Annotated in this window: 25 protein-coding genes; 12 read left to right on the top strand and 13 right to left on the bottom strand. The window is 68.5% G+C overall.

Features of this window, described 5'->3' with window-relative positions; genetic code table 11:
• The first annotated feature begins 30 nt into the window (after window positions 1–30).
• The gene (locus PQI66_RS06680) at window positions 31–492 is read left to right on the top strand and encodes a pyrimidine dimer DNA glycosylase/endonuclease V (RefSeq protein WP_339996951.1); all 462 of its coding nucleotides are present in this window, start codon (window positions 31–33) and stop codon (window positions 490–492) included.
• Here PQI66_RS06680 and PQI66_RS06685 read toward each other — a convergent pair.
• The 9 genes from PQI66_RS06685 to PQI66_RS06725 all read right to left on the bottom strand — a co-directional run bounded on the left by PQI66_RS06685 (window position 464) and on the right by PQI66_RS06725 (window position 7,276).
• Window positions 464–1,369 (bottom strand): ABC transporter ATP-binding protein, encoded by a 906-nt coding sequence (locus PQI66_RS06685; RefSeq protein ID WP_339996952.1) that lies wholly within the window; start codon window positions 1,367–1,369, stop codon window positions 464–466. The genes PQI66_RS06680 and PQI66_RS06685 overlap by 29 nt on opposite strands.
• A 12-nt stretch (window positions 1,370–1,381) precedes the next feature.
• Window positions 1,382–2,473, bottom strand: coding sequence for a FecCD family ABC transporter permease (locus PQI66_RS06690; protein WP_339996953.1), 1,092 nt, complete (start codon window positions 2,471–2,473; stop codon window positions 1,382–1,384).
• Entirely contained in the window at window positions 2,470–3,558 is a 1,089-nt protein-coding gene (locus PQI66_RS06695; protein ID WP_339996955.1) for a FecCD family ABC transporter permease, read from the bottom strand. The genes PQI66_RS06690 and PQI66_RS06695 overlap by 4 nt, the downstream gene beginning before the upstream one ends.
• A 120-nt stretch (window positions 3,559–3,678) precedes the next feature.
• Entirely contained in the window at window positions 3,679–4,245 is a 567-nt protein-coding gene (locus tag PQI66_RS06700; protein ID WP_339996956.1) for a hypothetical protein, read from the bottom strand.
• On the bottom strand, window positions 4,242–4,907 hold the full coding sequence (locus PQI66_RS06705; RefSeq protein WP_339996958.1) for a DUF6286 domain-containing protein: 666 nt from the start codon (window positions 4,905–4,907) through the stop codon (window positions 4,242–4,244). The genes PQI66_RS06700 and PQI66_RS06705 overlap by 4 nt, the downstream gene beginning before the upstream one ends.
• Window positions 4,904–5,974, bottom strand: a complete 1,071-nt coding sequence (locus tag PQI66_RS06710) for an Asp23/Gls24 family envelope stress response protein (protein WP_339996960.1) — start codon at window positions 5,972–5,974, stop codon at window positions 4,904–4,906. The genes PQI66_RS06705 and PQI66_RS06710 overlap by 4 nt, the downstream gene beginning before the upstream one ends.
• Before the next feature lie 5 nt (window positions 5,975–5,979).
• Entirely contained in the window at window positions 5,980–6,168 is a 189-nt protein-coding gene (locus PQI66_RS06715; RefSeq protein ID WP_339996961.1) for a hypothetical protein, read from the bottom strand.
• 32 nt (window positions 6,169–6,200) lie between these two features.
• The gene (locus PQI66_RS06720; protein ID WP_339996962.1) at window positions 6,201–6,677 is read right to left on the bottom strand and encodes a hypothetical protein; all 477 of its coding nucleotides are present in this window, start codon (window positions 6,675–6,677) and stop codon (window positions 6,201–6,203) included.
• A gap of 95 nt (window positions 6,678–6,772) precedes the next feature.
• Entirely contained in the window at window positions 6,773–7,276 is a 504-nt protein-coding gene (locus PQI66_RS06725; protein WP_339996963.1) for an Asp23/Gls24 family envelope stress response protein, read from the bottom strand.
• A 718-nt stretch (window positions 7,277–7,994) separates the two neighbouring features.
• Here PQI66_RS06725 and rpsJ point away from each other — a divergent pair.
• From rpsJ to rpsQ, 11 genes are read left to right on the top strand one after another with little or no spacing between them, the layout of a single operon-like run.
• Entirely contained in the window at window positions 7,995–8,300 is a 306-nt protein-coding gene (gene rpsJ / locus PQI66_RS06730) for a 30S ribosomal protein S10 (protein WP_010120790.1), read from the top strand.
• Window positions 8,301–8,353: 53 nt separating this feature from the next.
• Complete coding sequence (gene rplC, locus PQI66_RS06735) at window positions 8,354–9,010, top strand: 50S ribosomal protein L3 (RefSeq protein WP_339996973.1); 657 nt, start codon at window positions 8,354–8,356, stop codon at window positions 9,008–9,010.
• Window positions 9,007–9,672 carry a 50S ribosomal protein L4 gene (gene rplD, locus PQI66_RS06740; RefSeq protein ID WP_339996974.1) on the top strand — a complete coding sequence of 222 codons (666 nt, stop codon included), beginning with the start codon at window positions 9,007–9,009 and terminating at the stop codon, window positions 9,670–9,672. The genes rplC and rplD overlap by 4 nt, the downstream gene beginning before the upstream one ends.
• Complete coding sequence (rplW, locus tag PQI66_RS06745; RefSeq protein ID WP_038546277.1) at window positions 9,669–9,974, top strand: 50S ribosomal protein L23; 306 nt, start codon at window positions 9,669–9,671, stop codon at window positions 9,972–9,974. Before rplD ends, rplW begins: the two co-directional genes overlap by 4 nt.
• Before the next feature lie 39 nt (window positions 9,975–10,013).
• Complete coding sequence (gene rplB, locus PQI66_RS06750; protein ID WP_339996975.1) at window positions 10,014–10,856, top strand: 50S ribosomal protein L2; 843 nt, start codon at window positions 10,014–10,016, stop codon at window positions 10,854–10,856.
• 15 nt (window positions 10,857–10,871) lie between these two features.
• A complete protein-coding gene (rpsS, locus tag PQI66_RS06755; RefSeq protein WP_014010890.1) occupies window positions 10,872–11,150 on the top strand; it encodes a 30S ribosomal protein S19 in 279 nt (92 codons plus the stop codon).
• 2 nt (window positions 11,151–11,152) lie between these two features.
• The gene (gene rplV / locus PQI66_RS06760; RefSeq protein WP_038546287.1) at window positions 11,153–11,518 is read left to right on the top strand and encodes a 50S ribosomal protein L22; all 366 of its coding nucleotides are present in this window, start codon (window positions 11,153–11,155) and stop codon (window positions 11,516–11,518) included.
• Entirely contained in the window at window positions 11,518–12,261 is a 744-nt protein-coding gene (gene rpsC / locus PQI66_RS06765; protein WP_038546290.1) for a 30S ribosomal protein S3, read from the top strand. The genes rplV and rpsC overlap by 1 nt, the downstream gene beginning before the upstream one ends.
• Before the next feature lie 3 nt (window positions 12,262–12,264).
• On the top strand, window positions 12,265–12,681 hold the full coding sequence (gene rplP / locus PQI66_RS06770; protein ID WP_038546294.1) for a 50S ribosomal protein L16: 417 nt from the start codon (window positions 12,265–12,267) through the stop codon (window positions 12,679–12,681).
• Window positions 12,681–12,914, top strand: a complete 234-nt coding sequence (gene rpmC / locus PQI66_RS06775) for a 50S ribosomal protein L29 (protein WP_038546298.1) — start codon at window positions 12,681–12,683, stop codon at window positions 12,912–12,914. Before rplP ends, rpmC begins: the two co-directional genes overlap by 1 nt.
• Entirely contained in the window at window positions 12,914–13,195 is a 282-nt protein-coding gene (gene rpsQ / locus PQI66_RS06780; RefSeq protein WP_339996980.1) for a 30S ribosomal protein S17, read from the top strand. The genes rpmC and rpsQ overlap by 1 nt, the downstream gene beginning before the upstream one ends.
• A gap of 86 nt (window positions 13,196–13,281) precedes the next feature.
• Here the strand turns inward: rpsQ and PQI66_RS06785 are convergent, their stop codons facing one another.
• Genes PQI66_RS06785 through PQI66_RS06800 form a run of 4 tightly spaced genes read right to left on the bottom strand, consistent with a single transcriptional unit; the run spans window position 13,282 to window position 22,449 of the window.
• Window positions 13,282–13,467, bottom strand: coding sequence for a hypothetical protein (locus PQI66_RS06785; protein WP_339996981.1), 186 nt, complete (start codon window positions 13,465–13,467; stop codon window positions 13,282–13,284).
• Entirely contained in the window at window positions 13,464–13,973 is a 510-nt protein-coding gene (locus tag PQI66_RS06790; RefSeq protein WP_339996982.1) for an esterase/lipase family protein, read from the bottom strand. Before PQI66_RS06790 ends, PQI66_RS06785 begins: the two co-directional genes overlap by 4 nt.
• Window positions 13,970–15,592, bottom strand: coding sequence for a (2,3-dihydroxybenzoyl)adenylate synthase (locus tag PQI66_RS06795; protein ID WP_339996983.1), 1,623 nt, complete (start codon window positions 15,590–15,592; stop codon window positions 13,970–13,972). Before PQI66_RS06795 ends, PQI66_RS06790 begins: the two co-directional genes overlap by 4 nt.
• On the bottom strand, window positions 15,589–22,449 hold the full coding sequence (locus tag PQI66_RS06800; protein WP_339996984.1) for a condensation domain-containing protein: 6,861 nt from the start codon (window positions 22,447–22,449) through the stop codon (window positions 15,589–15,591). Before PQI66_RS06800 ends, PQI66_RS06795 begins: the two co-directional genes overlap by 4 nt.
• Window positions 22,450–22,556 lie beyond the last annotated feature (107 nt).

Below are 22,556 nucleotides of genomic sequence, written 5' to 3' on the forward strand. Positions count from 1 at the left end.
GGGGGAGGGGACGGCGTAGGATCGCAGGGTATGCGACTGTGGAGTCTTCACCCGTGCTTCCTCGACCGCGCCGCGCTGGTGGCGTGCTGGCGGGAAGCACTGCTGGCCCAGAAGGTGTTGGCGGGTGAGACGAGGGGGTACACGTCCCATCCGCAGCTCGTCCGCTTCCGGGCGCACCCGGACCCGTCGACGGCGGTCGGCGCGTTCCTCACCGGTCTGCGTGAGGAGGCGACGGCCCGCGGCTACCGGTTCGACGGGACCCGCATCCGTGTTCCCTCCGATCCGTCGGAGACGACACCGATTCCGGTGACCGACGGGCAACTGGACTACGAACTGGCACACCTGCGCAGGAAGGTCGCCCACCGCGACAGTGCATGGTTACCGGAGCTTCCGGACCAGGACCGTCTCCGGCCGCATCCGCTGCTCACGGTGGTGCCGGGTGACGTTGAACCGTGGGAGGTCGTCAGCGACGCCCCACGGAGTCGGCCGTAGCGCGGTCGTCGACGGACGCGTCCCGGTGCTGTGCCTCGTGGGAGGGGTTGACCGGGGCGACCACGTTGGCCGCACGGCGGGGATCGAGGGGAACGATATTCGGGGTACCGGTCACCGGGTCCGGCACGACCAGCGCCCGCAGCCCGAAGACATCCTCGACGAGCTCCGGGGTCATCACGTCCGACGGGGCCCCGGTGGTCACGATCTGTCCGTCGCGCATCACGATGAGGTGCCCGGCGTACCGGCAGGCCTGGTTGAGGTCGTGCAGGACGGCGACGACGGTCTTGCCGTCGTCGTGGAAGGTGCGCAACAGCTCCATCAGCTCATACTGGTGGGCGATGTCGAGGAACGTCGTCGGTTCGTCGAGCAGCATGATCGGGGTCTGCTGGGCCAGGAGCATCGCGACCCACACGCGCTGACGCTGACCGCCGGAGAGTTCGGAGACGAGTCGGCCGGAGAGGACGTCGGTGCGGGTGGACTCCAGCGCCTCCTTGACGGCGGCCTCATCCTCCCTGGACCACTGGTGGAACAGCGACTGGTAGGGGGCGCGGCCGCGGGCGACGAGGTCCGCCACGCGGATGCCCTCCGGGGCGAGGGACGTCTGGGGGAGCAGCCCGAGCTGCCGCGCGACCTCCTTCGCACCGTAGGAGGAGATCGGCTTGTCGTCGAGCAGGACGGACCCCTTCACCGGGGAGAGCACCCGCGCCAGGGCGCGGAGCAGGGTGGACTTGCCGCAGCCGTTCGGGCCGATGATGGCGGTGAAGGCCTGGTGGGGGACTTCCACGGACAGGTCGGTGGAGATCACCCTCTGGTCGTAGCCGATGGTGGCGTCGACGGCCTTCAGGCGGGACGTGGGGACGTGGGTCGTGTCGGTCATTCGATGTTCCCGTCAGTTGGTCTGTTTCGGTGCGCCGTACTGTCTCCGTGCCTCACGGACCAGCAGCCAGATCATGTAGATGCCTCCGACACTGACGGTCAGCAGGCCGACCGGGATGGACCGGTAGAACTGGGCGATGACCAGGGAGAGGAAGTGCGCGAAGGTCAGCAGGGCGGCGCCGACGGCGGCGGCACCGAGGACGGTGACGCCGGGTGTGCCGGCGATACGGCGGGCGAGCTGCGGAGCGACCAGGGCGATGAACCCGATCGGGCCGGCGGCGGCGGTGACCAGGGCGGTCGTCGCCACGCCGGTGACCATCAGCGCCAGGCGGGTGCGTTCGACGTTGACGCCCTGGGTGGTGGCGGCGTCGTCACCGAGCTCCATCTGCTTGAGTGCCGGGGCGAGGAGCGCGATCAGGACGATCACCACGATGCCGATGGCGAGCACCGGCAGCAGCGACTGCCAGGTGACCCGGTTGATCGACCCGGCGGACCAGAAACCGACCATCATGGCGTCCTCCACGTCGGCGCGGGTGATCAGGTAGGCGTTCAGCGAGCCGAGGGTGGCGGAGACGCCGATGCCGACGATGATCAGGCGGAAGCTCTGCACCGACCCGTTCTTCCGGGCGAGGAGGAACACCACGAAGGCGGTCAGCACGCCGCCGATGATCGCGGCGGCGGCGATGTTCCAGTAGGCCGTGGATCCGATGACCAGCATGGTCAGCGTCACCGCGGTGAAGGAACCGGCGTCGAAGCCGATGATGTCGGGTGAGCCGAGCGGGTTGCGGGTCATCGACTGGAAGACGGCACCTCCGATGCCCAGCAGGGCGCCGAAGAACACCGCGGAGATCGCCACGGGCATCCGCCACTCGACGACGACGATGCGGTGGAAGCGTTCACCGTTGCCGACGATGGCGTTGAACACCTCCAGCGGATTGAGGGGGTACTGGCCGATGCCGATGGCGACGAGTGCGAGCAGCGCCGCCGAACCGATGAAGGTGCAGGCGACCACGCCGGAGCGGATGTGCAGCCGGTGGTCGGTGAAGGACGTGCGCACCGTCCGGCTGGTGTAGCCGAAGTCGATGTCGGGAGCGGAGTTCTTCACAGGCCGCTCGCAGTCTTCCGTCGGACCAGGGCGATCAGCACGGGTGCGCCGATGACGGCGGTGAGGATGCCGACCTCGATCTCGCCGGGACGGGCGATGACCCGGCCGAGCGTGTCCGCCAGCAGCACCATGACCGGTCCTCCGATGAGACAGTAGAGGAGTATCCAGCGCTGGTCGGGGCCCACGATCCAGCGCACCACGTGGGGCACCATCAGGCCGACGAAGCCGATGCCGCCGGTCAGTGCGGTGGCGCCGCCGGCGAGGACGGTGACCGCCAGGATGGTGATGATCCGGGCGCGGACGACCTTGGTCCCGAGGGAGGCGGCGAGGTCGTCGCCCAGGGCGATGGAGTTCAGGTCGGTGGACACCAAAATCGCCAGGATGACGCCGAGGAGGAGGAAGGGCAGGACCGCCTGGGCGTCGGCGAGGGACGTCCGGGCCACGGAACCCAGGTTCCAGTTGCGGATGGCCTCGAAGGTGTCCGGGTCGATGAGCTGCAGGAAGCTGGTGACCCCGCCGAACACGGCGGCCAGGGCGACTCCGGCGAGGACGAGGGTGGCGGGGTTCGCACCCCGGGCACCGCCGGCGACGCCGATGACGTAGACGAGGATGGTCGTGGCGGCAGCACCGATGAAGGCGAACCAGATGTACTGGGTGATGCCGGCGATGCCGAAGACACCGACACCGACCGTGACCGCGAGGCCCGCTCCGGCGTTGACGCCGAGGATGCCGGAGTCCGCCAGGGGGTTACGTGTCAGCGCCTGGATGAGTGCCCCGGAGAGTGCGAACGCCGCACCGGTGACGATGGCGATGACGGTGCGGGGGAAGCGTTGGTCCCACACGATGTAGGACGCCTCGTTCTCACCGCGGTGCCAGATCGCCTCCCACACGTCGGTGTAGGCGATCGGGTTGGCGCCGTGCGCGAGGCTGGCGATGACGGCGACGAACAGTGCGGCGAGGAGGACGACCAGGCCGATGGTCCGTCGTGTGTACAGCCCGACGGCGGCGGGGCGCGTGGCGGGCCGCTCTGCGGTGTCCTGTGGACCGGGGGCGGGCCCCGGTGGTGTGTTGAGGGTGTGTGTCATGGGCGCGAGGGGCCCCGACCCCGGCCGGAGACCACGTTCTTCCTTCTGATGGTCGACGCAGAACAGAACCGGTGAGGGTCCATTTACTGTGGGAAGACTATCAGTAGGTTAGCCTCACCGTCAATGTTGCGGAGGTGTCGGTTGTTCGGCCTGGATGAGGAAGCGGGGCCGCACGTCCTGGCCCGGCAGAGCGCGGGTGATGTCCGCGGCCGCCCGACGGCAGGCGTCGCTGAGGTCGGCGACGTCGGTCTCGGCGGGAATGCGGAGGCGGATCTCGATGATGTCGGTGTGCCGGTCTTCGGTGGCACGGTAGGTCGCGGCGCGGACGTCGTCGCGGTGCTCGAAGGACTGGGCGACGGCCGAGGCGAGGTCGGCCGGCGACGTCCTGATCGTCCCGGTCGGCGCGGAGGTCGGGGAGGCGGTGCGCCCCAGACGCTTGCGCTCGGTGTTGATCCCGATGAGGACGAGACCGAGGACGCCGGTGACTACGGCGGCGACGACGAGGACCGTGGTGTAGTTGTCCTGGCTGCTCAGGCCGGACCAGAAGGTGCGGTCACCGTAGTCGCCGATGCGTTCGGCGGCGGACAGTCCCAGCCGGAGTCCGATGGTCCAGAAGGCGAGCCCTCCGAACACGAGAAAGAGCAGGAAGGTTACGAGCCTGTCGAAGGCGGCTTTCCCTCGGTTCATTTTCCTTCTCCTCCCCGCGTGACGGTGACGTCGACCCGTGGGGCCGGGTCCAGGAGCTCGGCGAGTTCCGAGACATGTGTGCTCACCCGGGACCGGATGGTGTCGGTGGACTCGGGTGTCACGGCCGTGACCACCCGGACGGCGATCTTCTTGCGGGTCGTCACGGTGTGCGCCGACAGGACACCGGGGACCCGGCGGGCCGTGGCCGTGGACAGCCGTGCGACATCGACGGGGCGGGCGTAGAGCTCGGCTCCGTCACCGAAGGACATGTGGGTGCGCCGCCGGGGACGGACGGAAACGGCGAGGAAGAACAGGGCGACGAGTGCGCATCCGATGCCCGCCCACAGCATCCACGGTTCACTGTGCACGCCGGCAAGCCAGTCGAAGACCGGTGGAAGCAGTTCGGTGCCGGTGACTGAGCCGTTGACGATCAGCAGGTCACGGACGATCACCACGGTGCCGGCCAGGAGCGTGAGGCCGAGGACGACAGTCCAGCCCCTCGCCAGGGGTGAGGCCTTGGGCTCGGGGGCGCGGGCGGTGTCAGCGTTCCCGGTGTCTGGTTCTGCCGAGGGTGTCGATGGCGTGGTCAGTTCCGCCAGGTCGACCGCGAACCGTCCGGACGGTTCCGGGCGGTAGTGCTGCGGTTGTTCTGCAGTGGTCATCGCGGACTCCTGTCATGGTCGTCGTCGGACGGGCGGGCCGGCCACCGGCGGGAGGTGTCGACGGTCACGGGGATCCGACGTCGGCGCCGGGCGGTCGGGAAGATCGTCACCTCGAGGCCCTGCGGCGTGGGGACGGCGCGGGTCGGCAATCCTCGTGGTGTCGGGATGTCGCGCATGCGGGGACCCGTCGGGGTGGGGATGTCGTAGAGGACGGGGAGACCATGCGCCGGTGGAGGTGTCGTCACGTCGACATGACTGACTGTGACGGGTTCCAGCAGGCGCGGCTGGGCGGCGCTGAACGGGGAACGGGGACGGTGGACCGTCGGCGGAACGGGAGTCGGTACCCTCCTGGCATGCACCGGGGTGGGTGCCGAGGGACGGAGAACCGGTCGGGGTTCCGGTGCGTGGACGTGCCGGGCCGGCCGCGGCTCGCTGGCGGAGACCGGCCTGAGACGGACGGACTCGACGGGCCGGGGGTGCACCGGCTGCACCGGGGCGGGGGCGGACGGTACGACGACGTCGGTCACCGTACGGTCGGTGGTGGGGGCGGTCGCGTGCAGCGGGGTGGCCGTGACCCGGGTGAGTTCCGGCGTCCGCGCAGCGGCGATGAGGTCGTCGACGGAAATGGAGGCGGCGCCGTCGGCGTTCGGTACCACCGCTGCGACGTCGACATTGACGGCGAGGACGGGAACCCCGGTCATGTGCTCGATCCATTCACCGACGGTCTCCCGGGTCACCTGCGCCACGGCGACGGTAGGTGCCGGCCACCGGGTCGCGATCTGGACGTCGGCGACCGCCGCGTGCCCCGACGGATCCATCTGGACGTTGATCCGGGGCAGGCGCCGACCGGTGAACTGTCCGATCCCGGAGGAGTGACGGATCACGCCCGGCACGGTCAGGGCGGCCCGGGTGGCGATCTTCTCGAGCACCTTGAGTTCGATGGAGGTGTGGGTGCGCTGCTGCCGGTAGGCCTCGCTGCGGGGGAGTTCCTCGGTTGCCGCGGTGCCGGTCGTGTCTGCGGTGGTGGTCCCGGTGGTGGTCCTGGTGGTGGTCTCAGACGTGGCCACGGGGATCAGCCCCGTCCCCGACCACTGGTGCTGAAGGCGCGTCGGAGATCGATGACGCCTTCCACATGGGCGCCGACGGCACCGCCGACCCCGCAGAGGACGAGCACCACAAGGAAACCGACCACGCCCTGCCAGAGGGCGCCGACCGCCAGAAGGAATCCCAGCACTACGCCGATGATTGTCGCGTACTTCATCATGACCTCGCTATCAGAGCTGTCAGTACTTTTCAGTTGGATTTCTCGTCTGTGCCGGTACCGGTGTCAGTGAATCGCCGGGCACCGGGGAAACTGCTGGGCAACCGCGACCGGACGGTACGGTCGGCGTCCCGGACGAACTTGCCGGCGGCACGCATCACCCGCCGTGTCGTCGGAGAATGGGCGATGACCGAACCTCGGGCCCGCAACTCCTCGGCGCGACGGAGCACCTCGTCCGAGGTGCGTCCGGCGAACTCGGTGGCCTGGCGGGCGACGTCGTCGGGAATGAAGCCGGGGAGCTTCACACTGTCGACGCTCTGCCGTACCGACGTCCGACGCCGCCACTGCGCGTCCAGTTCCTGCAGGGCCGCAATCAGCTCCGCATCCGATCCTCCGGTGTCCGGATGGTTGTCACGGATGACCTGCCGGCGCATCCGCTGGTACTCGGGGTCCTTGCGGAAGTCCGGGGACGGCCCGTGGGGGCCGGAACTGTTTCCGGGGCTGTTCATGACGGCTCCAAGATCGGGTGTCGGCGTCGGGCTGCGGGGGATTGCGGGGGTTTGCTGGTGTTGCGGGGAAGCTCGGCGGCTGCCGCCGGGGGGTACTACTGGACCCGCGGAGACTGCTCCGGCTCGTCGTCCTCGTCGCTGCTGTCGTCGGGGAGGTGGACGTCATGGACGATGACGTTGACCTCGGTGACCTCGAGACCGGTCATCTCCTCCACAGAGAGGATGATGTTCCGGCGGATCGCCTCGGCCAGTTCATGGATGGCGACCCCGTACTCGGCGACGATGGAGATGTCGACGGCTGCCTGGCGGTCGCCGACCTCGACTGAAATTCCCTGCTGCACGTTGACGCGGCCGCCGGGGATGCGTTCGCGCAGCGCACCGATGGTCCGGGACGCTCCGCCGCCGAGATCGTGGACGCCGGAGACCTCACGGGCGGCCATGCCCGCGATCTTCGACACGACGACGTCGGCGACGGAGGTCCTCCCGTGCTCGGTGAGCAGGTCAGAGTCGGCGGCGGTCGGGGAGTTGTCCTGGACGGCGGGCGTGTTCGGCTTGCCAGAGTTGCTGCCGGATGCGCTGCTGGAGTTGTTCTCACTCATGGGAGGCCTCACTGTTCTCGATGGTGGGGAGGACGGGAATGAAAGGGATGAAAGGGTCGGACAGAACGTGCGACGGTACCGTGGAGGTACTCCGGTCAAGCCTACTCATTTTCTGGCGGTGGGCTGCTCGGGACGACGGGACACCACCAGTTCAGGGGGTCGGGGCAGATTTGAAGGTGAGCGCCGCCCGTGGTTTAATAGTCGACGTTGCTTTGACATTGCGTCTGAGCGTCATTGCTTTGTGCCCCGTCATCAGGCCGTATCGGAACCGGTGGTTGGGACAGTGGTGACCGCGAGACGGCGCAGATGGTGAAGTGAGCATGAACCATCATCGACATATCGCCTCATGCCGGACGGATTTCCGGTACGGGGCGGGACTGTCGTGCGGTAACCCACGCGGAGACGGCGGACACGCCCGACCGCGGGGGCCGGAGTGGGGCATGGCAAATAAACAGCGGCAGTAAGTGAAGATCCCGGCCACCACGTTGGAGGGGCTCTTCCTCACCATGATTCGGCGGCCACCGGGGAGATCCCGGTGCCGGTCGGACGGACACCGTGTTTGCCATCGTTTCCACGACGGCACCCGGGCGACCGTGAGACCAACCGACGTCATAACTGGCGACTGTGCCAGGCCCCGGGCCGGACAGCGTTGACATTGAAAAGAAGTTCCCTCGGACCCGGACGTCCGGGCGAGAGGGACACGAGGAAGAGGACTAGCGTGGCGGGACAGAAGATCCGCATCAGGCTCAAGGCCTACGATCACGAGGCAATCGACGCTTCTGCGAAGAAGATCGTCGAAACGGTCACCCGTACCGGTGCTCGTGTGGTCGGCCCTGTGCCTCTGCCCACTGAGAAGAACGTGTACTGCGTCATCCGCTCGCCGCACAAGTACAAGGACTCGCGCGAGCACTTCGAGATGCGCACCCACAAGCGCCTGATCGACATTCTCGACCCGACGCCGAAGACCGTTGACGCCCTGATGCGCATCGATCTCCCGGCAAGCGTCGACGTCAACATCCAGTGATCTCGTCAGAGATTGTGGACTTGAGTCTGAACTGAGGCAGCGGAGACTGAATTATGAGTGAAAACGAGATCAAGGGCATCCTGGGCAAGAAGCTCGGCATGACCCAGATCTTCGACGAAGACAACCGGGTCGTCCCGGTGACCGTCGTCGAGGCTGGGCCGTGCGTCGTCACCCAGGTGCGCACCAAGGACATCGACGGCTACGACGCCGTCCAGATCGCCTACGGCGACATTGACCCGCGCAAGGTCAACAAGCCGCAGGCCGGTCACTTCAAGAAGGCCGGTGTGACCCCGCGCCGCCACGTGACGGAGATCCGCGTCGACGACGCCTCCGCCTACGAGGTCGGCCAGGACATCACCGCAGAACTGTTCAGTGAGGTCACCTTCGTTGACGTCACCGGCACCTCCAAGGGCAAGGGCTACGCCGGCGCCATGAAGCGTCACGGCTTCGCCGGCCAGGGCGCCTCCCACGGTAACCAGGCCGCCCACCGCCGCGTCGGCGGCATCGGCGCCTGCGCCACCCCCGGCCGTGTCTTCAAGGGCACCCGGATGGCAGGCCGCATGGGCAACGAGCGCGTCACCCTGCAGAACCTGAAGGTCGCAAAGCTGGACCTCGAGTCCAACCTGCTCCTCATCAAGGGTGCCATCCCCGGAGTTAACGGCGGTATCGTCACCGTCAAGACCGCAGTGAAGGGCGGTGCACACGCATGAGCAATCTGACCCTCAACGTCCAGACCGCCGACGGTGCCACCAACGGCTCGGTCGAGCTGCCCGCGTCCATCTTCGACGTGGAGCCGTCCGTTCCGCTGATGCACCAGGTCGTCGTGGCCCAGCTGGCCGCGAAGCGCCAGGGCACCCACGCCACCAAGACCCGCGGCGAGGTCCGCGGTGGTGGCCGCAAGCCGTTCCGCCAGAAGGGAACCGGTCGCGCCCGCCAGGGTTCGATCCGCGCCCCCCACTACACCGGTGGTGGCACGGTCCACGGTCCGCAGCCGCGTGACTACGACCAGCGGACCCCCAAGAAGATGAAGGCCGCCGCCCTGCGCGGAGCCCTCACCGACCGCGTCCGCAACGAGCGCATCCACCTCGTGGAGGAGCTCGTCGCAGGCCAGACTCCGTCGACCAAGGCCGCGCGGACGTTCATCGAGCGTCTCACCGACCGGAAGTCCGTCCTGGTCGTCCTCGGTCGCGAGGACGTCACGGCATGGAAGTCGGCCAACAACCTGCCGAACGTCCACACCCTGGCTTTCGATCAGCTCAACACCTACGACGTGCTGAACGCAGACGACATCGTGTTCTCCGTCGAGGCGCTCAACGGCTTCATCGCCGTCGCTGACACCGCGAAGGCTGCAGCCAAGGAGGAGGCAAAGTGAGCACCATCGCCGACCCCCGGGACATCATCGTCGCGCCCGTCGTCTCCGAGAAGTCCTACGGACTCATGGAGCAGAACGTCTACACGTTCCTGGTGAACCCGGACTCCAACAAGACCCAGATCAAGATTGCCGTCGAGCAGATCTTCGGTGTGAAGGTCGCCAGCGTCAACACCCTCAACCGCGTGGGCAAGCGTAAGCGCTCCCGCACCGGTTACGGGCAGCGCAAGGCCACCAAGCGCGCCATGGTGACCCTGGTCGCCGGCAGCGATCCCATCGACATCTTCGGTGGTGCGACCGCGTAAGCGGCCGTGCATACCGACAGGTAAAGAGAGAGCAGAAGTATGGCTATTCGCAAGTACAAGCCGACTACGCCGGGTCGCCGCCAGAGCTCCGTTTCCGAGTTCGACGAGATCACTCGCTCGACCCCGGAGAAGTCTCTGCTGCGCCCGCTGTCCAAGAGCGGCGGCCGCAACGTCCACGGCCACATCACCACCCGTCACAAGGGTGGCGGCCACAAGCGGCGCTACCGTGTCATCGACTTCCGTCGCAATGACAAGGACGGCATCACCGCCAAGGTCGCGCACATCGAGTACGACCCCAACCGCACCGCGAACATCGCGCTGCTGCACTACGTCGACGGCGAGAAGCGGTACATCATCGCCCCCCGCGGTCTGACGCAGGGCACGATCGTCGAGTCCGGTGCAGCCGCCGACATCAAGCCGGGCAACAACCTGCCGCTGCGCAATATCCCGACCGGTACGACCATCCACGCCGTGGAGCTCAAGCCGGGCGGCGGTGCCAAGATGGCCCGCTCCGCTGGTGCCTCGGTCCAGCTGCTGGGTAAGGAAGGCAAGTACGCCATCCTGCGCATGCCCTCCTCCGAGATCCGTCGCGTCGACATCCGTTGCCGCGCCACCGTCGGTCAGGTCGGCAACGTCGACCAGATCAACATCCGGTGGGGCAAGGCCGGCCGTATGCGCTGGAAGGGCGTCCGTCCGACCGTCCGTGGTGTCGTCATGAACCCGGTCGACCACCCGCACGGTGGTGGTGAGGGTAAGACCTCCGGTGGTCGCCACCCGGTCTCCCCGTGGGGTCAGCCTGAGGGCCGTACCCGCAAGCCCAACCGTCCGAGCGACAAGCTGATCGTCCGCCGTCGCCGCAGCAACAAGAACAAGAAGCGCTAAAGGAGGTAGTTGAGAATGCCACGCAGCCTCAAGAAGGGCCCGTTCGTCGACGAACACCTCCTCGCGAAGGTGGACGTTCAGAACGACGCCGGCACCAAGAAGGTCATCAAGACCTGGTCTCGCCGGTCCACCATCCTTCCCGATTTCATCGGCCACACTTTCGCCGTCCACGACGGCCGGAAGCACGTCCCGGTGTTCATCGACGATTCGATGGTCGGTCACAAGCTGGGCGAGTTCGCCCCGACCAAGACCTTCAAGGGTCACATCAAGGATGACAAGAAGGGTCGGCGATAGACATGTCTGACACCGCTGTCAACAACGCACGCGCCACCGCCAAGTTCGTCCGGGTCACCCCGATGAAGGCACGCCGCGTCATCGACACCATCCGCGGCAAGTCCGTGGAGGACGCCCTGGCACTGCTGCGCTTCGCGCCGCAGTCGGCGTCTGAGCCGATCGCCAAGGTCGTCGCCTCCGCAGCGGCCAACGCGGAGAACAACTTCGGCCTGGACCCCCGCACGCTCGTCGTCTCCGAGGCTTTCGCCGACGAGGGCCCGACGCTCAAGCGGTTCCAGCCGCGCGCCCAGGGTCGGGCCTTCCAGATCCGCAAGCGCACCAGCCACATCACCGTGGTTGTCGAGAGCCAGAAGGGAAGTGCTCAGTAGTGGGCCAGAAGATCCAACCCCACGGCCTCCGGCTGGGTATCACTTCCGAGTGGCGCTCCCGCTGGTACGCCGACAAGCAGTACGCTGACTACCTCGCCGAGGACATCAAGATCCGCGAGTTCCTGTCGAAGGGCCTCGACCGCGCCGGCATCGCCGACGTCGTCATCGAGCGCACCCGCGACCGGGTCCGCGTGGACATCCACACCGCCCGCCCGGGCATCGTCATCGGCCGCCGTGGCTCCGAGGCCGACCGCATCCGCGGTCAGCTGGAGAAGCTCACCGGCAAGCAGGTGCAGCTGAACATCCTCGAGGTCAAGAACATCGACGCGAACGCTCAGCTGGTGGCACAGTCCATCGCCGAGCAGCTGAGCAACCGCGTGGCCTTCCGCCGCGCGATGCGCAAGGCCATCCAGTCCGCGATGCGTCAGCCCGAGGTCAAGGGAATCAAGGTCGTGTGCTCCGGTCGTCTCGGCGGTGCCGAGATGGGCCGCACCGAGCGCTACCACGAGGGTCGCGTTCCGCTGCACACCCTGCGCGCCGAGATCGACTACGGCACCTACGAGGCCCACACCACCTTCGGACGCATCGGCGTCAAGGTGTGGATCTACAAGGGTGACGTCGTCGGCGGTCGCCGCGAGTCCCTGCAGAACGCACGCGACGAGCGTCCGCGCCGTAACAACCGTGAGCGTCCGCGCCGCGGCGGTGCCCGGCGCCAGCGCGCAGAGCAGAAGCAGGAGGGTTAACCCGTGCTTATCCCCAAGCGCACGAAGTACCGTCGCCAGCACCGTCCGCACCGCTCCGGTGTGTCCAAGGGCGGTAACCGGGTGACGTTCGGTGACTACGGCCTGCAGGCCCTGGAGCCGACCTACATCACCAACCGTCAGATCGAGTCCGCCCGTATCGCCATCAACCGCCACGTCAAGCGTGGTGGCAAGGTGTGGATCAACATCTTCCCGGACCGCCCCCTGACCCAGAAGCCGCTCGGCGTGCGTATGGGTTCCGGTAAGGGTCCCGTGGAGAAGTGGGTGGCAAACGTCAAGCCCGGCCGCATTCTCTTCGAGATGTCGTACCCCAACGAGGAGATCGCCCTCGAGGCGCTCCGTCGTGCCGGCAACAAGCTGCCCTGCAAGGTGCGCATCGTGAAGAAGGAGGATCAGTTCTGATGGCTACCGGAACCCCGGCTCACGAATTCCGCGAGCTCAACAACGAAGAACTGACCACCCGTCTCACGGAGGCGAAGGAAGAGCTGTTCAACCTGCGCTTCCAGTCCGCCACCGGTCAGCTGTCCAACAACCGTCGACTGGGCACCGTGAAGCGCGACATCGCCCGGATCTACACCGTCCTGCGCGAGCGCGAGCTCGGACTGTCCACCGTCCCCGGTGGTGACGACGCATAATGAGCGAGGCTACTGTGAGCAACGAGAACACCAAGGGCGCACGTAAGGTCCGCTCCGGATACGTCGTGTCCGACAAGATGAGCAAGACCATCGTGGTCGAGCTCGAGGACCGCAAGCGTCACGCCCTCTACGGCAAGATCATGCGCGCGAACTCCAAGGTGAAGGCGCATGACGAGAACGAGATCGCCGGCATCGGCGACCTCGTCCGCATCGAGGAGACCCGGCCGCTGTCCAAGGACAAGCACTTCCGTCTCGTCGAGATCATCGAGAAGGCCCGCTAGTCCCTCTTCCCGGGACTCTGCGCCGCTCGACGCAGTCACGCCCCCGCCCCGGCTACGCCGGTGGCGGGGGCGTTTCTTCTGTGCGGTCAGAGTCCGTCCCTGAAGATGGTGTCCCGTGCCCGGATGGCGCCGTCGGGTTCGTCGACGTACTCTCCGGCGCAGTGGCCGCTGAGAGCCGTCGCCACCGCCGTGATCACCTCCGGCTGGACCGGTTCCGCGGAATGGTGGAACCCTCCGTTGAGCAGCGGTGACGGCGGGTCAATCGGTGTCACCCGGCACTGCCCTCCGTCCAGTCGGCCGCCGTGCCGCCCTGCAGGCACGCACTGGGGCTGCCGTACTGGGGACTGCCGATCGCCACGTAGTTGGCCACCGTCGTCGAGCCGTGGTGGGACGTCAGGTAGGCCCGTGCACTCATACCCCCTGCGCTGTGTCCGACCAGAGACACCGTGGCACCGGGATGTGCTGCGGTCACACGGTCGACGCTCCGGGCGAGGACGCGGGCATCGGCGCGGACATCGGTTCCGTCGAGGTCGAGGATCCTCGCGTCGTAGCCGGACTTCTCGAGTGCCGCCTCCATCAGCAGGTACGGCACCGTTCCGACGCTCTGTCCGGGGAGGATGAACACCACCTGTGGCGGTGCAGAGCCGGGGGCAGCGGCGGCAGCTCCCGCGTGTGCCGTCGTCGGTGTTCCGGCGGCCAGAAGTCCGCAGCCCAGGACGGCGGCGCCGGTCCGGCGGAACGCCAGGAGGGCTACGGAACCCTTCGACGAGCCGGTCACGACGGGCTCACCGCCTGGTCCTTCTTGCTGACCTTCCCCACGCCGGTGAACGGGAACTCGTCGACGATGTCGATGATGTCGGGCACCGCGAAACTGGCCAGCCCCTGCTCCCTCACGTACTTCTTCAAGGCTGTCGGTTTGAGCGGCGCGGCGGCATTCTCCCGGGGGATGACCAACGCACGCGTCTTTTCCCCGAGGACTTCGTCGGGGACACCGACGACCGAGACATCATGCACTCCCGGATGGGTGAGGAGGACGTTCTCGACGGCCTCCGGCGCGATCTTCTCTCCGCCGCGGTTGATCTGGTCCTTCGCGCGTCCGACCACGGTGAGCGTACCGTCCCGGAAGACCACGATGTCGCCGGTGCGGTAGAACCCGTCGCTGGTGAAGGAGCGCGCGTTGACCTCCGGGGCACGGTGGTACTGGCGGATGGTGTACGGCCCACGCGTGAGGAGGTTCCCGGGTGTGCCTTCGGGGACCTCGTTGTCGTCGTCGTCGACGACACGGATCTCGTCGTACGGGCTCATCGGCCGGCCCTGTGTCGACACGATCTCCTCGATACCGGCGTCCAACGGCGTGTAGTTGACGAGGCCTTCGGCCATGCCGAAGACCTGCTGGAGGTTCCACCCGAGCTCCGGTCGGACCCGACGGGCCGCGGCCTCGGAGAGTTTGGCGCCGCCGACCCACACGGTCCGTACGCTGTGCAGGTCGTGCTCCGCCCTGTCCGGGTAGTTGAGCATGCTGATCAGTGCGGGCGGGACGAGTGCGAGATGGGTGACCCGGTGTCGCTCGATGAGGGGCAGCACCTCCGTCGGCATCGGGCCGTCAGCGAAGACAATCGTCGCACCGACCTGAACCGCACCGAGAATCCCCGGCGAGCTCATCGTGAAGTTGTGTGACGCCGGCAGTGCAACCAGAAGCACGTCGTCCGCGTGCAGGTCACAGACGTCGATGGAGGCCCTGACGGAGTAGAGGTAGTCGTCGTGGGTCCGGGGGATCTGCTTGGGGACCCCGGTCGTACCACCGGAGAGTTGCAGGAACGCCAGGTCGTCCGCCGCCCCCGGGGTGGGGGTGGCGGGGAGGGCGCCCTGCCCGGGGGAACGGGTGCTGCCGGGGGTCCAGGGCTGGTCGGCGCGTTCATCCACGAGGATGCACGTGGGTGTTCTTCCGTCCGGGAGCGGTTGGGCGAGGTCGGCCTGTACGCGTGTCAGGTGCCTGTTCGGGTTCGACGTCCCGATGTAGTGGGAGGCGGGGGCATGCATCGCGAAGTGGCGCACATCGGATGCCCCGTGGGCGGGCAGCGCGAAGACCGGGACCGCACCGAGCCGCCAGAGGGCGAAGACGGTCTCCAGGTAGGCCACGCTGTTCGGCAGTTGCACGATGACCTTGACCCCGCGACCCACCCCGGCGTGGGCCAGGACGGTGGCCGCGCGGGCCACGGCGGCGTCGAGTTCCGCCCATGTCAGCGAGCGCACCTTGTCGACGGCGGCCGTGGCGTGCGGGCGGGCGGTGACGGCCCGTCGGAAGAGCTTCCAGTGGGTGTCTCCGGTCCACGCTCCGAGGTGTCGGTAGTGCTCGGCGCTCTGACGGGAGAATCCGTTGGCGAGGACGTCGGTCATGACAGTGGTTCCTTTGCGGTCATCAGGGCTTTCGTGATGGCGGGGGCGATACGGTCCCACCCGTCGTCGCTGGTCAGTCCTGCATGGGTCGTGTCGAGGGACAGGGTGTCCGGATCCCGGGGGAGGGCGGCGCGCCAGGCGGGGACCGGATCCCAGCCGTGTGCCGCACCGGCGTCGTCGGGCCGGCCGACGAGCCGGTGGTCCGCGCGGGTGGCGACGATGATCTGGGCTGTTCCGGTGAACCCGGACAGGTCCACCGGTGCGGCCGACCGCAGCAATGCGTCGCAGAACGCCAGGTTCTCACGGAGAGCCGGGAGTCCGGACGTCCCGCCGTCCCTGTCCGTCCCGGTGAGAGCCTCGAGTTGTCCGTCGGTGAGCTGGCCCACCTCGGGCAGACCGGTGGTCCCGGCGAGGGGACCCGAGGGGGCTGTGCCGGCGGGGTAGGCGTCCAGGATGCCGAGGTAGCTGACGTCCTCACCTCTGCGGAGCAGTTCGGCCGCCATGGCCTGCGCCACCACACCACCGAAGGAGTAGCCCAGCAGACGGTAGGGACCCGTCGGGTGAACCTGCTGCACCGTGTCGACGTACCGGGCGGCCAGGGATTCCACATCTGCACCGTCCGGGCGGGGGTCGGGGAGCTGGAGGCCGGTCACGGGGATGTCGAGGTGGGCCAGGCGTGCCGCCAGTCCCCGGAACGGGAGGGCGAGGCCGCCGGCGGGGTGGACGCAGACCAGCGGCTCCCCGCTACCGTCGGCCAGAGGCAGGACGTTCTGTCCGGGCGTCCCGTCCCCGTCCCCGGCGTCCGGGGCGAGTCGTGCTGCCAGGGCACCCGGGGATCCGGTCTCCACGATGTCCTGGATCGTGACAGCGTCCAGCCCGTGGGTGCCGGTACGGCGGAGTTTCCCGAGCAGACGCATGGCGAGCAGCGAGTGCCCGCCGATGTCGAAGAAGTTGTCGTCGGTCCCTACGTGGTCGACACCGAGGAGTTCCGCCATGACACCGGCGATCACGTCGGCGGTACCGGTGGCGGTCGAGGGGGAGGCCGGCGGCGTGGAAGGTGCGGAGGGTGCGGAAGGTGCGGAGGTGACGGGGGACGGCGCGACGTCCGGGGCCCAGGGCGGTGTGGTGGCGGCAATTGTGCCGAGCACATCACCGACGGACCGTCCGTCCGGTGCGGCGGTGTCGGCGAAGGTCTGGAGCACGGTGGTCAGGGCCTGTGCCGCGCGTTCGACGAACGCAGGGTCGATCAGGTCCGGACGGTGCGCCAGGACGATGCGTGGAGTGTCCCCCGGAGGGACGACCACGGAGAGCGGGAAGTTCGTCATCCCGTCGGCATGGACCTCGGTGACCGCTATCCGTCCCGCGTCGTCGGGTGCGTCGGGTGCGTCGGGTGTGTCGGGATCGTCGGTCGCGAGGGTGGGGAAGTTGTCGTAGACCACCAGCGTGTCGAAGAGGGTGCCGAGCCCGGAAAGCTGTTCGATGTGGACCAGCGGTGTGGAGGCGTGGACGGTCATGTCCGCCTGGGCGCGGCCGATGCCGGTGATGAGGCCGGTGAGGGAGTCTCCACGGTCCAGCTGTACGCGTGACGGCAGGGTGTTGATGAACAGTCCCACCGTGTTCTCGATGCCCTCCAACTCGGTGGGCCGGCCGGACACGGTGGTGCCGAAGACCACGTCGTCGCGTCCGGTCAGGGCGGCCAGTGTGAGCGACCAGGCGGCCTGCAGCACGGTGTTCGGGGTGACGCCCTCCTGTCTGGCGCGCCACAGCAGGGACGTGGTGGCGTCCGGGGTGATCTCCTGCACCGTCTCGCCGACGGTGTCGGTGTCGGTGTCGGTGCCGCGGCCGCGCGCCGGGGCGAGGGCGCCGACGAGGGTGCCACGGGCCAGCCCACCGAGACGTGAACGCCAGGCGGCGTCGGCGGCGTGGGGGTCCTGGCCTGCCAGCCAGTCCAGGTAGTCGGAGTACGGTGCGGCCGGGGGCAGGGGCTCCCCGTGGTAGAGGGCCAGCAGGTCACGGAGCATCACCGGGGTGGACCATCCGTCGGTGAGCAGATGGTGGTTGCCCAGCACCAGCCGTGCCGAGGCCGTGTCCGCCCCGTGGTCTTCTCCGCCGTCGGGCAGGAGAACGAGGGTGGCGGTGACGAGAGGGCCGGTCTCAGGGGCGACGGAGCGCAGCGCCGTCTCGCGCAGCAGGTCGTCCGCTGCGCCGACGGCGGCCGGGCGGGGGAGCGTCCGTAGGTCGACACGGCGCCACGGGAGGTCGACGTCGCGGGGGATCAGTTGCGCCGGCTCATCACCTGTCGTCGTGTCGAAACGGGCGCGCAACAGGTCGTGTCGGGCGAGTACGTCGTGGAAGGCCTGGTGGAGGCGGTTCTCGTCGACGGTGCCGCGCAGGTCCACACCCGCTGCGAGGACGTAGCCGTCGCCACCGCTGACGGAGTGGTAGAGGAGGGCCTCCTGCAGCGGTGACACGGGGAGGACGTCCGCCAGCGGGCCGTGGTGCTGCTCCCAGGTGTCGATGGTGTCCTGGCTGACACCGTCCAGATGCAGGTCCGAGGGTGTCGCGCCGCCGTCGGTGGTCAGCGACAGCACCGCCAGGCCGGTGACGGCGTCGGTGACCTTCTCCAGCGTGTCCTGCCCATGGTCGGAACCGGTGGCCAGGACGAGGTCGCCGTCACCGACGGTGAGAAGAGGGGAGTGGGCGGTGTACCCGTGCGGGACCATCCGGGTGTCACCGCACGCGACGGTCAGTACGGGGGAGTGTGGTGCCCCGGCATGGTCGTCGACGATGCGTAGATGCTCCTTGGCGTGCAGGAGGGCTGAGCGGGGGGACACGGGTGCGGTGGCGGGGAGCGCGGGGATGCGGCGGACGGTGCTCAGCGCGCCGAGCACGGCGTCCCCGGCCGTAACCGGGTGCTCTGTCCGCGCCCGCGTGAGGAGGTCGACCGGGCCTCCGGTCGCCAGCAGTGCGGCGGCCGCGGCCACGTCCTCGGTGGTCACCGAGTACAGCGCCGAGAGGCGGTCGAAGAGTTCACGTGCACGGGGCAGAGGGGATCTGCGGGTGACGACCGGGGAAGAGATGACCTCCCGGGGTGCGGGCGCGTCGGCGCGCCATGAGCGGACGGCGCCGTCCTGGTGGCTGAGGTGATGTCCCCGCAGCGCATCGGTGAGATCGTCCAGCAGCAGCGCGGAGGACGCGGGGTCCGTGACGCCGGCATCGACGGCGACTCGGACGGTGTGTCCCGCGTCCGGACCCGGTGAGACGGCGAACCGCCACACAATGCCTGACGCCGGGTCGAGGGACCCGGCGAGTTCGTCGTCGGTGACCGTCGCGGAGGCGATGACGGACTCCGCAGGCACGAGAGGGGTGCGGGGGACGATGAACCTCGGGGCGTCGGCAGCCGAGTCGTCGCAGTTGTCGGAGTCGTCGAGGACCGCCCGCAGAGCCGCGTGGGTGGTCATCATGGCCGTGGCGGCGGTTGCCGCGGTGGTCGCGGTGACCGGTGCAGATCCGTCGGGCAGCGTCATGCTCCCGAGGTAGACCGGACGGGGTCCTGACACGGTACCGGTGGGGACGGCACCCGTGTCGTAGCGCAGTTCCCGGACTGCTCCGGTGGCGGCGGTTCCACCGGTGCCGCCTTCTGCGGCCTGGCCGCCGGTCGCTGTGACCCTGGTCGCCGCGGCGGCGACATCAGAGAGATCCACGCCGGTGAGCAGGTCTTTCGCCTGAACGGCCCACCCTCGGCGGCGGAGACGCCCGGCGACGGTGAGGGCACCGATACTGTCGCCACCGAGGGAGATGAAGTCGTGGTCCAGGTCGACGTCGCCGCTACCGAGCAGGTCGGTGACGACGTCCGCCACTGCCTGTTCGGCGTCGGTCAGCATGCGGCGGGTGGAGTGTCCGGCGTCGGGACCGGCCGTGACGGGGGACGCCTGAGACGCCAGAGACGCCAGGGATGCCAGGGCGGCACGATCAACCTTTCCCCCGACGGTCAACGGAAGGCGGTCGTGCACCAGGAGACGGGTGGGGACGAGGTGTCCGGGGACGACGGCAGCCAGGTCGGTGCGCAGTGAGGCCGCCGTCGCCGCCGTCACTGTGGAGCCGTCCGTCGTGACATGGGCGACGAGCTTCAGCGCGCCGGGATCGCCGAACGTCCCCACGGCCGCACCGGTGACCGGCGGGAGGGACAGCAGTGCGGCTTCGACTTCGGCGGGTTCCACCCGGTGGCCCCGGATCTCCAGCTGCTGGTCGGCGCGTCCGAGGAAGCGGTGGGAGCCGCGGCGTGACCCGTCGGCGTCCGGTACCCAGGAGACCAGGTCACCGGTACGGTAGCGCCGGTGCGCGCCCGCGCCGTCGAATGCTGCGGCGGTCTGTTCTGCACGACCGTGGTAGCCCAGTGCGACCTGGGGGCCCGACAGGTAGAGTTCACCGACCTCGTTGTCGGGCACGACTTCGCCGTCGACGTCGAGGATTTCCGCGGTCATGCCGGGCACGGGGACGCCGATGCTCACCGGCCCGTCGGTGACACGGGCGGCGAGGGCGTCGACCGTGGCCTCGGTGGGACCGTAGACGTTCCAGGCCGCGAATGACGACCCGGCCGACAGGGCGGCGAGCCGGTCCCACAGTGACTGGGGGACGGCTTCACCGCCGAGGATGACCGTTGATACGACTGCACCATCCACATCATCCGTGCCGCCTGTACCGTCCAGCGCCCCAGAGTCGATCAGGGCTCCGGCCAGGGACGGCGTGGCGTCCAGGACGTCGATCGCGTCGGAGATGAGTGCTGCCCGCATCAGGGCAGGGTCGCCGACGATGTCTGTGGGGTAGAGGTGCACGGTTGCGCCGGTGAAGATCCAGGAGAGCTGGTCGATCGCGGCGTCGAAGGAGAAGGACGCGGTGTGGGCGACGTGCAGGCTGGTGCCGTCGGTGCCGTCGGTGCTGCCGCGTGCGCGGGACCAGGCGTCCGGATACAGCGTGGAGTGGTGGCCGGTGAACAGTGCCTCGACGGCGCTCCGGGGGACCTGGACACCCTTGGGCGTGCCCGTCGTTCCCGAGGTGTAGAGCAGGTACGCCAGGCCGGTGACCGCCGGTGGTGTACCGCCGGGACGTGTCGTGTCGGTCGGGCGGACGCCGGTGTCGTCGAGGACGGCGACCGCACCGGAGTCGGCGAGGATCTGGTCCCGTCGTGCCTGCGGGTGTTCGTGGTCGAGGACGACGACGACACGGTGGGTCCGCCACGCCGCCAGGAGTGCCGCGGCCAGCTCCACCCCTTTCGGGAGGTCCAGGGCGATGACCTCGTCCTGGTGGGTGTACTGCGTCACCAGGCCGGACAGTTCGCTGATGCGGGCGGACAGCGCAGGGCCGTCGAGCTCGGTGCGGTCAGCGGCAGCACCACCGTGGACGAGTCCTCCGGTACCTGTGGCCAGCCCGTCGATGAGCTCGTCGAGGCTCGGGCGGTGGTCGGGCAACCTGGCCCCGGAGCGTTCCCGGGCGGCGGATCCGGTGTCCTCCGTTGTCTGCAGCCGGATGTTCCTCAGCGGGCCGTCGGCGGTGAGCAGCGTCCGGATGTCCTCGAGACGGCGGTGGGCGGTGGCGGCGCTCACGCTGTGCGGGTCGGTCTCAAAGGCGAGGTCGACACCACCGTCGGCGGCAGGGGTCACGACCAGGACGAGATCCTCCGGCGGGCCACCGGCGACATTACGCAGGACACCGGGGACCCCGTGGAAGTCGAGGGTGAAGTCGAATGTCTTGAGGTTCACTCCGATGCCGTGCAGGACGGCCGGGGAGCCCAGTTCGCGGGCCAACTCACTGCCGGGGAAACGCTGGTGTGCCCGCGCCGCGTCGAGTGACACGCGCGCCACCGTGGCCAGATCGGTCATGCTCGCGTCAGGGTCGACCGGGAACCGCAGGGGAAGCATGTTGACCAGCATGGCCGGGGTACGGCGGAGCGGGCCGGACGTCCGGGCCATCATCGGCAGCGCGATCAGTGCCTCGCACCGTCCGTCGTCGGTGCTCCCGGCGAAGCCGAGCTTTCGCAACCAGGCCGCGTAGGCCGCGATGACCATGTCGGACCACACCAGGCCGTGGGTCTCTGCCCGGGTCTTGAGTTCGTCCACGTCGGCGGCACCGAGCCGGACGGAGGTGGTGATGCTTGCTGTTCCGGCACCGTGGACCAGGTCCTCGCGTCCGGATGTGTCAGGGGTGGGCGACAGGTGGTCCAGCCAGTAGTCCCGGTCAGCGGCGTGGTCCGGCCCCGAGAGGTAGGTGACGTCGTTCTCGACAACCTCACTGACGGGGGCGAAGCGGTTCTTCCGCGCCGGGCGCCCGCCGGCGAGGGCGGTGTAGTGGGCCGCGGTACGTCTGGTCAGCAGCGCAGCACTGTAGCCGTCGACGATGATGTGGTGGTACAGCTGTATGCACCACACCTCGTTGTCTTCTCCGCCGAGGTCGAGGACCAGGTACCGGAACAGCGGGCCCTCGGTCATGGTGCGCCACCGCTCACCGCAGGCGGCCTTCTCGGCGTCGATGATCGCTGTGGCGGTGAGACGGGGGTCGGGGGAGTCGGAGAGATCCAGGATCTCGGGCGGTTCCGCCGGGGTCTCGTCGACGTACTGACGCGGCCCGTCCGCAGTCTCGGTGAAGCGCAGACGGAGGGTCTCCGCGTCGTCGACGGTCAGCCGGAGCGCCTCGGCGAGCAGGTCGGTGTCGGTTCCGGAACCGGCCTCCGGGGTGCCGCGCAGCTCGAGGACCTCTCCCACGACGTAGTACGGGGACGTCGGGTCCAGCTGCTGGGCATTCCAGATCCCGCGTTGTGCGGCGGTCAGGGGGAGGAGGGGCGGGGACGACTGGTGGGGCACCGGTGGTCCTTTCGTGGTCGATGATTGGAGAGGCTTACTTAATGTGCTGGTGCGGTGGTACAGTCTGCGCGTCACCGATGCGATGACTTCAGGGAACCCGACAGACG

It is taken from the genome of Corynebacterium sp. USCH3, from assembly GCF_037619475.1.
In the GTDB taxonomy this organism is placed as follows: Bacteria; Actinomycetota; Actinomycetes; order Mycobacteriales; family Mycobacteriaceae; genus Corynebacterium.

Coding starts and splice junctions, on each gene's coding strand:
- PQI66_RS06680 (WP_339996951.1), top strand. CDS start 31: ATGCGACTGTGGAGTCTTCACCCGTGCTTCCTCGACCGCGCCGCGCTG.
- PQI66_RS06685 (WP_339996952.1), bottom strand. CDS start 1,369: ATGACCGACACGACCCACGTCCCCACGTCCCGCCTGAAGGCCGTCGAC.
- PQI66_RS06695 (WP_339996955.1), bottom strand. CDS start 3,558: ATGACACACACCCTCAACACACCACCGGGGCCCGCCCCCGGTCCACAG.
- PQI66_RS06700 (WP_339996956.1), bottom strand. CDS start 4,245: ATGAACCGAGGGAAAGCCGCCTTCGACAGGCTCGTAACCTTCCTGCTC.
- PQI66_RS06705 (WP_339996958.1), bottom strand. CDS start 4,907: ATGACCACTGCAGAACAACCGCAGCACTACCGCCCGGAACCGTCCGGA.
- PQI66_RS06715 (WP_339996961.1), bottom strand. CDS start 6,168: ATGAAGTACGCGACAATCATCGGCGTAGTGCTGGGATTCCTTCTGGCG.
- PQI66_RS06720 (WP_339996962.1), bottom strand. CDS start 6,677: ATGAACAGCCCCGGAAACAGTTCCGGCCCCCACGGGCCGTCCCCGGAC.
- PQI66_RS06725 (WP_339996963.1), bottom strand. CDS start 7,276: ATGAGTGAGAACAACTCCAGCAGCGCATCCGGCAGCAACTCTGGCAAG.
- rplC (WP_339996973.1), top strand. CDS start 8,354: ATGAGTGAAAACGAGATCAAGGGCATCCTGGGCAAGAAGCTCGGCATG.
- rplD (WP_339996974.1), top strand. CDS start 9,007: ATGAGCAATCTGACCCTCAACGTCCAGACCGCCGACGGTGCCACCAAC.
- rplB (WP_339996975.1), top strand. CDS start 10,014: ATGGCTATTCGCAAGTACAAGCCGACTACGCCGGGTCGCCGCCAGAGC.
- rpsS (WP_014010890.1), top strand. CDS start 10,872: ATGCCACGCAGCCTCAAGAAGGGCCCGTTCGTCGACGAACACCTCCTC.
- rplV (WP_038546287.1), top strand. CDS start 11,153: ATGTCTGACACCGCTGTCAACAACGCACGCGCCACCGCCAAGTTCGTC.
- rpmC (WP_038546298.1), top strand. CDS start 12,681: ATGGCTACCGGAACCCCGGCTCACGAATTCCGCGAGCTCAACAACGAA.
- rpsQ (WP_339996980.1), top strand. CDS start 12,914: ATGAGCGAGGCTACTGTGAGCAACGAGAACACCAAGGGCGCACGTAAG.
- PQI66_RS06795 (WP_339996983.1), bottom strand. CDS start 15,592: ATGACCGACGTCCTCGCCAACGGATTCTCCCGTCAGAGCGCCGAGCAC.